1 protein-coding gene is annotated in these 1,298 nt (G+C 75.6%); it reads left to right on the top strand.

What is annotated here, in order from left to right; genetic code table 11:
- Positions 1 to 103: 103 nt before the first annotated feature.
- Positions 104 to 1,222 (top strand): hypothetical protein, encoded by a 1,119-nt coding sequence (locus BLR49_RS12905; protein WP_143013782.1) that lies wholly within the window; start codon positions 104 to 106, stop codon positions 1,220 to 1,222.
- Positions 1,223 to 1,298: the final 76 nt, after the last annotated feature.

The following is a 1,298-nucleotide window of genomic DNA, read 5'->3' on the forward strand; positions in this document are numbered from 1 at the left end:
CCGCCATCTGGCACAACGACCTCACAGGCGCCCCCACACAACGAACCCTGACCCCCTACGACCACTAACCACACCCCTTGGACTTACTCATCTAGGGGTCGTGGTGGTGCTGCGGGCCGTAGCCGTCTCCCGCACCCAGGAGGACGGTGGGCGCTCGGAGCTGCTGCGCGGGACCGGCGTCGGGCCGGTGGGCGGGCTGGCGGCGTCCGGCCTGGTGCTCGGCATGCAGTGCGCGCTGCTCGGCGTCGGTGCGGGCACCGGCCTCCTGGCGCTCGAAGGGGCTCGGCCCGCAGACGCCCTGGCGTACGGCGCCGCGGTGTGCGGCACCTGTGCCCTGCTGGCGGCGGCGACGATGCTGCTGGCGCAGCTGACCACCGACGCCACCGGGGCGCGCGGCGCCGGACTCGCCGCCCTCGGGCTGTTGTACGCCGGGCACGGTGTGTGGGCCGCCGAGCGGTGGAGCCGGGCGGGCGCCTGGTCCCCCTTCGCGCTGCGCGGCGCCATCGATCCCGGCGGCGCCGACGACTGGTGTCCTCTGCTGGTTGCGGGTGCGGCACTGCTGGTACTGCTCGCCGTGGCCGCGGCCGCGGCACGTGGCCGGGACCTGGGGGTCGGGCTGATCCGATTCGGGCTGCGGCACCGGCGCCCCCTGCGGGCAGGCGGGCCGGTGACGCTGGCACTGCGCCTGTCGCGGATGCAGCTGCTGGCGTGGGCCGTGGCGACCGCCGCCGTCGCCGGGGTGCTCACGGCCATGGGCGAGAACATGGTTGAACTGGCCAGGCGGGGCGCCGTGGAGGGCGGTGTCCTCGGCTCGCTGCTGGGCGGCAGCGACCCGGGCGCGGGCTTGCTCGATTACATCGGCGTGTTGGCGGGCGCCTTGGCCTGCGCTCAGGCGGTGGTGCTGGTCGGGCGCTTCGCCGCCGAGGAGCGCTCCGAGCTGGTGGAGGCGGAGCGTGGCACCGGCAGCGGGTCGGCGCGGCTGCTGAGTGCCTGGTGCCTGGTTTCCCTGCTGGCGGCGGCGCTCACGCTCGGTGCGGCCGCGCTGGTGTCCGGCCTGGTGGGAGCCGCGCTGCTGGACACCACCGCCGGTGACGCGCTGCGGCTGGTTGCCGGGCAGTGGCCGTCCGCGGCGGCCAGCGCGGGCGTCACGGCGCTGCTGGGCGGGCTCTGGCCACAGGCGCGGTGGCTGGCGTGGGCGCCGCTGCTAGGGCGTGTTGCGTAAGTCGGGTGGGGTGGTCGGCGTGGGGTGCGGGACGGGGTGAGGCCTTCGGGGTATCACGGGTGGTGTGAAAGCAGAC

The organism is Actinomyces ruminicola, assembly GCF_900103885.1.
GTDB lineage: Bacteria > Actinomycetota > Actinomycetes > Actinomycetales > Actinomycetaceae > Actinomyces > Actinomyces ruminicola.